7 protein-coding genes, 2 pseudogenes and 1 riboswitch are annotated in these 7,976 nt (G+C 71.5%); of the genes and pseudogenes, 7 read left to right on the top strand and 2 right to left on the bottom strand.

Annotation, left to right across the window (positions count from 1 at the left end; translation table 11 throughout):
- From GTW43_RS27605 to GTW43_RS37680, 5 genes and pseudogenes are all read left to right on the top strand, one after another.
- Window positions 1–192, top strand: a pseudogene (locus GTW43_RS27605) (4-hydroxy-3-methylbut-2-en-1-yl diphosphate synthase); the annotation flags it as partial.
- Window positions 193–225: 33 nt separating this feature from the next.
- Window positions 226–2,115 carry a 1-deoxy-D-xylulose-5-phosphate synthase gene (gene dxs / locus GTW43_RS27610; RefSeq protein ID WP_161304680.1) on the top strand — a complete coding sequence of 630 codons (1,890 nt, stop codon included), beginning with the start codon at window positions 226–228 and terminating at the stop codon, window positions 2,113–2,115.
- The gene (locus GTW43_RS27615; RefSeq protein WP_161304681.1) at window positions 2,112–3,497 is read left to right on the top strand and encodes an aspartate aminotransferase family protein; all 1,386 of its coding nucleotides are present in this window, start codon (window positions 2,112–2,114) and stop codon (window positions 3,495–3,497) included. Before dxs ends, GTW43_RS27615 begins: the two co-directional genes overlap by 4 nt.
- 93 nt (window positions 3,498–3,590) lie before the next feature.
- Complete coding sequence (locus GTW43_RS27620) at window positions 3,591–4,217, top strand: XRE family transcriptional regulator (protein WP_161304682.1); 627 nt, start codon at window positions 3,591–3,593, stop codon at window positions 4,215–4,217.
- Between the two features lies 1 nt (window position 4,218).
- Window positions 4,219–4,383 carry a DUF6126 family protein gene (locus GTW43_RS37680; RefSeq protein WP_202502008.1) on the top strand — a complete coding sequence of 55 codons (165 nt, stop codon included), beginning with the start codon at window positions 4,219–4,221 and terminating at the stop codon, window positions 4,381–4,383.
- Window positions 4,384–4,411: 28 nt separating this feature from the next.
- Here the strand turns inward: GTW43_RS37680 and GTW43_RS27625 are convergent, their stop codons facing one another.
- Window positions 4,412–5,209 carry a tyrosine-protein phosphatase gene (locus GTW43_RS27625; protein WP_161304683.1) on the bottom strand — a complete coding sequence of 266 codons (798 nt, stop codon included), beginning with the start codon at window positions 5,207–5,209 and terminating at the stop codon, window positions 4,412–4,414.
- A 382-nt stretch (window positions 5,210–5,591) separates the two neighbouring features.
- A riboswitch (cyclic di-AMP (ydaO/yuaA leader) is annotated at window positions 5,592–5,760 on the top strand.
- A 6-nt stretch (window positions 5,761–5,766) separates the two neighbouring features.
- Between GTW43_RS27625 and GTW43_RS27630 the strand changes: the two genes are divergently transcribed.
- Both GTW43_RS27630 and GTW43_RS27635 read left to right on the top strand, forming a co-directional pair.
- On the top strand, window positions 5,767–6,510 hold the full coding sequence (locus GTW43_RS27630; RefSeq protein ID WP_161304684.1) for a LysM peptidoglycan-binding domain-containing M23 family metallopeptidase: 744 nt from the start codon (window positions 5,767–5,769) through the stop codon (window positions 6,508–6,510).
- A 197-nt stretch (window positions 6,511–6,707) separates the two neighbouring features.
- The gene (locus GTW43_RS27635; RefSeq protein ID WP_343246136.1) at window positions 6,708–7,472 is read left to right on the top strand and encodes an SGNH/GDSL hydrolase family protein; all 765 of its coding nucleotides are present in this window, start codon (window positions 6,708–6,710) and stop codon (window positions 7,470–7,472) included.
- A 68-nt stretch (window positions 7,473–7,540) separates the two neighbouring features.
- On the opposite strand, the pseudogene GTW43_RS27640 reads toward GTW43_RS27635, so the two are convergent.
- Window positions 7,541–7,976 (bottom strand): annotated as a pseudogene (locus GTW43_RS27640) (glutamate dehydrogenase); the annotation flags it as partial.

A 7,976-nucleotide genomic window follows, 5' to 3' on the forward strand; every position in this document is an offset into this window, starting at 1 on the left:
GAGGCCCGCGAGGCCGACCTCGGCGTCGCCTCCGGCAACGGCAAGGGCCAGATCTTCGTCAAGGGCGAGGTCGTCAGGACCGTCCCCGAGTCGAAGATCGTCGAGACGCTCATCGACGAGGCGATGAAGATCGCGGAGCGGATGGAGAAGGACGGCGTCGCGTCGGGCGTGCCCGACGTCACCGTGAGCTGATTTCTGAGGTTCGGACGGGAAGGGGGCTCGAGCGTGACGATTCTGGAGAACATCCGGGGGCCGCGCGATCTGAAGGCGCTGAGCGAGGAGGAGCTCGACGAACTGGCCGCCGAGATCAGGGAGTTCCTGATCCACGCGGTCGCGAGGACCGGCGGTCATCTGGGGCCCAATCTGGGTGTGGTCGAGCTGACCGTCGCCCTGCACCGGGTCTTCGAGTCGCCCGTCGACAAGATCGTGTGGGACACCGGCCACCAGAGCTACGTCCACAAGATCCTGACGGGCCGGCAGGACTTCTCCAAGCTGCGCGGCAAGGGCGGCCTGTCCGGCTACCCCTCCCGCGAGGAGTCCGAGCACGACATCGTCGAGAACTCGCACGCCTCGACCGCGCTCGGCTGGGCCGACGGCCTCGCCAAGGCCCGGCAGGTGCAGGGGGAGCACGGACACGTCGTCGCCGTCATCGGGGACGGCGCCCTGACCGGCGGCATGGCCTGGGAGGCGCTGAACAACATCGCGGCCGCCAAGGACCGCCCGCTGATCATCGTGGTCAACGACAACGAGCGCTCCTACGCGCCCACCATCGGCGGCCTCGCCAACCACCTGGCGACCCTGCGCACCACCGACTCGTACGAGAAGGTGCTGGCCTGGGGCAAGGACGTGCTGCTGCGCACGCCCGTCGTCGGCCCCACCGTGTACGAGTCGCTGCACGGCGCCAAGAAGGGGTTCAAGGACGCCTTCGCCCCCCAGGGGATGTTCGAGGACCTGGGGCTCAAGTACGTGGGCCCGATCGACGGGCACGATGTGGGCGCCGTCGAGTCCGCGCTGCGCCGGGCGAAACGCTTCCACGGCCCGGTCCTCGTGCACTGCCTCACCGAGAAGGGCCGCGGCTACGAGCCGGCGCTGGCCGACGAGGCCGACCGCTTCCACACCGTCGGCGTCATGGACCCGCTGACCTGCGAGCCGCTCACGCCGTCCGGCGGCCCCTCCTGGACCTCGGTGTTCGGCGAGGAGATCGCCCGCATCGGCCGGGAGCGCGAGGACGTCGTCGCGATCACCGCGGCGATGCTGCACCCCGTCGGACTCACCGAGTTCGCCGCCGAGTTCCCCGACCGGGTGTGGGACGTCGGCATCGCCGAGCAGCACGCCGCCGTGTCCGCCGCGGGGCTCGCCACCGGGGGACTGCATCCCGTGGTCGCCGTCTACGCGACCTTCCTCAACCGGGCCTTCGACCAGCTCCTCATGGACGTCGCCCTGCACCGCTGCGGGGTCACGTTCGTGCTCGACCGGGCCGGGGTCACCGGCGTCGACGGAGCCTCGCACAACGGCATGTGGGACATGTCCGTCCTCCAGGTCGTCCCGGGCCTGCGGATCGCGGCGCCGCGCGACGCCGACCAGCTGCGCGCCCAGCTGCGGGAGGCCGTCTGCGTCGACGACGCGCCCACCGTGCTGCGCTTCCCGAAGGAGTCCGTGGGCGCGCCGGTGCCCGCCGTGGACCGGGTCGGCGGCATCGACGTCCTGCACCGGGACGAGGACGCCCGCGTCCTGCTCGTCTCCGTGGGCGTGATGGCCCCGGTCTGCCTGCAGACGGCCGATCTGCTGCGGGCCCGCGGGGTCGGCTGCACCGTGGTCGACCCGCGCTGGGTCAAGCCCGTCGACCCCGGCCTCGCCCCGCTCGCCGCGGAGCACGACCTCGTCGCCGTCGTGGAGGACAACAGCCGGTCCGCGGGGGTCGGCGCGGCCGTCGCGCTCGCGCTCGGCGACGCCGAGGTCGACGTGCCGGTGCGGCGCTTCGGCATCCCCGAGCAGTTCCTCGCGCACGCCAAGCGCGGCGAGGTGCTCGCCGACATCGGTCTGACGCCCGTCGAGATCGCGGGCCGCATCGGTACGAGTCTCGGCCTCACGGCCGGCAAGGAGAACGACGCATGAGCAAGGAGTTCGACCTCGGCACGCTGCTCGCCGAACGCGGCGCCGAACGGTACGAGCTGCACTCCCGGTACCTCAACCACCAGCTGCCGAAGATGCTGCACACCATCGGCTTCGACAAGGTCTACGAGCGGGCCGAGGGCGCCCACTTCTGGGACGCCGAGGGCCATGACTACCTGGACATGCTCGCCGGGTTCGGTGTCATGGGCCTGGGCAGGCACCACCCGGTGGTCCGCAAGGCGCTGCACGACGTGCTCGACGCCTCGCTCGCCGACCTCACCCGGTTCGACTGCCAGCCGCTGCCGGGGCTGCTCGCCGAGAAGCTGCTCGCGCACAGCCCGCACCTGGACCGGGTGTTCTTCGGCAACAGCGGTACCGAGGCCGTGGAGACGGCCCTGAAGTTCGCCCGCTACGCCACCGGGAAGCCGCGCGTCCTGTACTGCGCGCACGCCTTCCACGGCCTGACCACGGGCTCGCTGTCGGTCAACGGCGAGGACGGCTTCCGGGACGGCTTCGCCCCGCTGCTGCCGGACACGGCGGTGCCGCTCGGCGATCTCGACGCCCTGGCACGGGAACTGAAGAAGGGCGACGTCGCCGCCCTGATCGTCGAGCCGATCCAGGGCAAGGGCGTGCACGAGGCGCCGCCCGGCTATCTGCGCGCCGCCCAGGAACTGCTGCACCGGCACAAGGCGCTCCTCATCGCGGACGAGGTGCAGACGGGCCTCGGCCGCACCGGCGACTTCTACGCGTACCAGCACGAGGAAGGCGTCGAGCCGGATCTCGTATGTGTCGCGAAGGCGCTGTCCGGCGGCTACGTGCCGGTCGGCGCGACGCTGGGCAAGGACTGGATCTTCAAGAAGGTCTACTCGTCCATGGACCGGGTGCTCGTCCACTCGGCGAGCTTCGGGGCCAACGCGCAGGCGATGGCGGCGGGCCTCGCCGTCCTGTCGGTCATGGAGGACGAGCAGATCGTCGCGCGCGCCCGCGCCACGGGCGACCTGCTCGCCTCCCGGCTGACCGCGCTGATCGACCGGTACGAGCTGCTCAGCGACGTCCGCGGGCGGGGCCTGATGATCGGCATCGAGTTCGGCCGGCCCCGGTCCCTCAAGCTGCGCAGCCGCTGGACCATGCTGCAGGCCGCCCGCAAGGGGCTCTTCGCGCAGATGGTCGTCGTGCCGCTGCTGCAGAAGCACCGGATCCTCACCCAGGTGTCCGGTGACCACCTGGAGGTCATCAAGCTGATTCCGCCGCTGGTGGTGGACGAGGCCGACGTCGAGCGGTTCGTGGAGGCCTTCACCGCCGTCATGGACGACGCGCACAGCGGGGGCGGGCTGATGTGGGACTTCAGCAAGACCCTGATCAAGCAGGCCGTCGCCAACCGGTGACCGGACACCCGAGAGGGACCGGAAACCCCCGAGGCTTTTGCCTCCCAGGCAAGTAATTTGCCGCAGAGGCAGGGCTCTGGCTGAATCGTCAGCATGAGCCCTGCCTCCACGGAGGGTACTCCGCAGCCGCCGGAGCTACCCGCCGTCGCACCCCAGTTGCGCGCCCTGCGGCGCCGCGCCTCCCTGACCCTGGAGGCCGCGGCGCGCTCCGCCGGCCTGTCGCCGGCGCACCTGTCCCGGCTCGAGACCGGACAGCGCCAGCCCTCCCTGCCGATGCTCCTCGGCCTCGCCCGCATCTACGGCACCACGGTCTCCGAGCTGCTCGGCGAGACTCCGGCCGACCGCGACGCCGTCGTGCGGGCCGGTGCCATGGAGCCGACGGAGGCCGGCGGCTGGACGTACTTCCAGGCCGGTTCGCCCGGCCGTGCGATGCAGTCGCTGCGCGTCCACGTGCCGTACGGCAGCCAGGGCGACATCGTGCGGGTGCATCCGGGCGAGGAGTGGCTGCACGTCCTGGAGGGCCGGCTCAGACTCCGCCTCGGCGACACGTCCTACCGGCTCGAGCCGGGGGACAGCGCCCACTTCGACTCGCTCACCCCGCACCGGATCGCCGCGGCGGACCGGACCGGGGCCGAGCTTCTCTTCGTCCACACACTGCTGCAGAGTCCGACCGCCGCCCTGTGCCTCGGCCCGGCGGCCGGCCCGGTCCGGGAGGTCTGACATGAGCGACGCCATCGAGCCCACCGGCGAGCCGCAGCCCGCGAAACGCCAGATCGAGGACAAGCTGCCGCGCGGGATCCTGGTGCGGGTGCTCGTCTACGTCTTCGCGGGCCACGCACTGGCCGCCTTCATCTACCTGCTGTTCACGCTGGGCGCGAACCGGTAGGTCCTGTCACGGTCGGATGGGGCCCGGCTCAGTCGAGCAGGCGCTCGCGCAGCCGGTCCCGGTCCGCCGCGGTCAGCCCGAGCCCCTCGGTGAAGTAGCGCTCGGTGCCGCCCCAGTGCTCCTCGATGGTCTCGAAGGCGGCCCGCAGGTACTCGGCGCGCGCGTCGAACAGCGGGCCGAGCAGCTCCATGACCTCGGGGGAGTAGGCGTCCGGGGCGGTGGAGCTGCGGCGCACCTTGTAGCGGCGGTGCTTCGCGTTGGACTCCAGGTAGTCCGCCTCGATGGCCTCCCGCTCCACGCCGACCGCCAGCAGCGTCACGGCGATCGACAGGCCCGCGCGGTCCTTGCCCGCCGCGCAGTGCATGAGCGCCGGCACGCTGTCCTCGGCGATCGCGCGCAGCACCCGGCCGTGCTCGGGGGTGCGGTCGGTGATGATCGACCGGTACGAGGTGATCATGCGGTGCGCCGCACGGCCCTCGGACAGCAGCGCCCGCAGCTGGTCCATGTCGCCGTCGCGGACCATCTTCCAGAACTCGGAGCCGTCCGCCGGGTCCGACAGCGGCAGGTTCACGTTGCGCACGCCGGGCAGCGCGACGTCGGCGCCCTCGAGCCGCTGGTCCGCGGCGTTGCGGAAGTCGAAGATCGTGTGCAGCCCGAGCCCGGCGAGGAAGGCCGCGTCCTCGTCCGTGGCGTGGGCGAGATGACCGCTGCGGAAGAGCACGCCGGCCCGGACGCGCCGGCCGTCCACGGTGGGGAGACCGCCCACGTCGCGGAAGTTGCGCACTCCGGTCAGCTCGGGCTCGGTGGACGGGGCGTGCTGCGTCACGGGTGCTCCTCCCGGTCGGGTCACCGGCGCTGCTCGCCGGCGGGCGCGATCCCGACGATACGACATCGATTCAGGGGGCAACCTTCTGTCCGTTTTGGCCCATTCATCATTAACTATCCATGGATGTGCGGACGTTGTGCGGAGGCGCGTGAGCAGCGTCATAACCGTGACGGTCCGTGGCGGTTTTCCCCGAGTGGATTTCCGCGAATTCCTTACGGTAAGGCGCCGGTAAAGCGAACGCGGTCCACGCAGGGTGACGCGGAGAACTCGGCGACGATCAAGAAAAGGCTGCTCGGGGCGAATTCGGAACTTGTCGCTTCGTTTCTCACTGCCTTACGGTCCGTCTCACTCCGGTCGGAACGCCTAGTCCTGCCGCCGCCCGGAATCCTCATCGACGACCCGTGACGGCAGGAGCGGGGGACCCACAGGCAGTAACGCCGCCCGGGAATTCCCCATGCGGCTCGGGGTGAAGCCGCGTCCGTGACCCGGACGCGGCCGGGCAGCTCCAGCCCGAACCCGACAGCTCACCTCGCAGGCGACGGAGAGGACAACCCGCCATGCCCGCACAGGGAAAGCACCGCCGTCCCACCCCCCGCCGCTTCGGCCGCGCCGCCGCCGTCGCCACCGTCGGCGGAGCCGCTCTCGCGCTGCCGCTGATCGGGGCCGGAGGCGCCCAGGCCGCCACCGCCCACACCTACACGGTCAAGGCCGGCGACTCGCTCTCCAAGATCGCCAAGGCCGAGAACGTCGAGGGCGGCTGGAAGAAGCTCTACGAGGGCAACAAGTCCGTGATCGGCGGCGACGCCGGCCTGATCAAGCCCGGCCAGAAGCTCACGCTCGACGGCGGCTCGGCCAAGGCCGCGACCACCGCGGCCAAGCAGGCGAGCACCTCCACCGCCTCCTTCGTGAAGCCCGTCGACGGGACCACGGGCACGCCGTACCACCAGAACGGCAGCATGTGGTCCAGCGGCTACCACACCGGTACCGACTTCGTCGTGCCCACCGGCACCCCGATCAAGGCCGTCGCCGCGGGCACCGTGGTCTCCGCCGGTGACGGCGGCGCGTACGGCAACCAGGTCGTCATCCAGCACGCCGACGGCCACTACTCGCAGTACGCCCACCTCTCCTCGCTCGGCGTCTCCGCCGGGCAGGCCGTCTCCGCCGGCACCCAGATCGGCCTCTCCGGCGCCACCGGCAACGTGACCGGCCCGCACCTGCACTTCGAGATCCGCACGACGCCGGACTACGGCTCCGACATCGACCCGGTGGCGTACCTGCGCCAGCACGGCGTCTCCCTCTGAGTCGTCCGCTCCGCGCGGTTCCCCGTATCGCGTCCGTACTCGGCGCCCGGTTATTCCCCGGGCGCCGAGTGCTGTATCTCACCACTCGTCAACCCCTTCCTACGGTCGCGTAGGTCACAGGCGAGGGTGAAAGATGTGTGGTCGTGGCAAACGAATCGACATCACTCAGCGGCGGCACGATTCGGTCCTATGCGGCGGTGGGGGACAGCTTCACCGAAGGCGTCGGGGACCCCGGGCCCGACGGCAATTTCGCGGGCTGGGCCGACCGGCTCGCCGTCCTCCTCGACGACCGAGTCCCCGAGGACACCTTCCGGTACGCGAACCTCGCGGTGCGCGGCAAGCTCATCGACCAGATCGTCGAGCACCAGATCCCGCGGGCCGTCGAGCTCGCCCCCGACCTGGTCAGCCTCGTCGCCGGCGGCAACGACATCATCCGTCCCGGCACCGACCCGGACGACGTGGCCGAGCGCTTCGAGAAGGCCGTGGCCCGGCTCTCCGAGGCCGCGGGCACCGTCCTCGTCGCCACCGGCTTCGACACGCGCGACGTGGCCGTCCTCAAGCACCTGCGCGGCAAGATCGCCACGTACAACATGCACGTGCGCGCCATCGCCGACCGGTACGGCTGCCCGGTGCTCGACCTGTGGTCCCTCAAGTCCGTGCAGGACCGCCGGGCCTGGGACGACGACCGGCTCCACCTCTCGCCCGAGGGACACACCCGGGTCGCGCTCCGCGCCGGTCAGGTGCTCGGCGTGGAGGTGCCCGCCGACCCCGAGCAGCCCTGGCCCGCGCTGCCCCCGCGCGGCACCTTCGAGGTGCGGCGCGACGACATCCACTGGGCCCGCGAGTTCCTCGTGCCCTGGATCGGCCGCCGGCTGCGCGGCGAGTCCTCCGGCGACCGCGTCGAGGCCAAGGGCTTCCTGGACCCGCACACCATCAAGGCCCACCTGGAGTCCGCCTCCTGACGTGCTGACGCCGCCCGCGCCGACCACCTGCGTGATCACCTAGGCGAGGGCGGCTGCCGGAGAGCCTGTCACCGGTACCACCCGAAGCGCTCCGTGATCACCGGCAGGCGGTCGGCGGCCACGGCGTGGGCCGCGGCGCGCGGTGTGCTGCCGTCGGCCTCCGCGCGCGCCAGCACCTGGCCGACGAGCGCCCGCATGGAGCGCCGTACCTGCCCGAAGGCCTCGTCGGCGTCCGCCCCGATGTCCCCGAAGAGGGTCCACCACCACCAGGCGTTCGTCCCGGAGTTGACCACCACGTCGGGCAGCACCGTGATGCCGCGGGCCGCGAGCAGTTCCTCGGCGTCGGCGAGCACCGGCATGTTCGCCGCCTCCACGATCCAGTGGGCCGTCACCCGCTGCTGGTTCGCCGCGTCGATCGCGTACGACACGGCGGCCGGGACCAGGACCTCGGCGTCCGCGGACAGCCAGGCGTCGCCGGGCAGTTCACGGTCGCCGGGGCGCAGC

The sequence above is a fragment of the Streptomyces sp. SID5785 genome, assembly GCF_009870065.1.
In the GTDB taxonomy this organism is placed as follows: Bacteria; Actinomycetota; Actinomycetes; order Streptomycetales; family Streptomycetaceae; genus Streptomyces.

Bases quoted from the DNA above. Each gene is read 5' to 3' on its own strand.
- GTW43_RS27615 (WP_161304681.1), top strand. From the start codon at position 2,112: ATGAGCAAGGAGTTCGACCTCGGCACGCTGCTCGCCGAACGCGGCGCC.
- GTW43_RS27620 (WP_161304682.1), top strand. From the start codon at position 3,591: ATGAGCCCTGCCTCCACGGAGGGTACTCCGCAGCCGCCGGAGCTACCC.
- GTW43_RS37680 (WP_202502008.1), top strand. From the start codon at position 4,219: ATGAGCGACGCCATCGAGCCCACCGGCGAGCCGCAGCCCGCGAAACGC.
- GTW43_RS27630 (WP_161304684.1), top strand. From the start codon at position 5,767: ATGCCCGCACAGGGAAAGCACCGCCGTCCCACCCCCCGCCGCTTCGGC.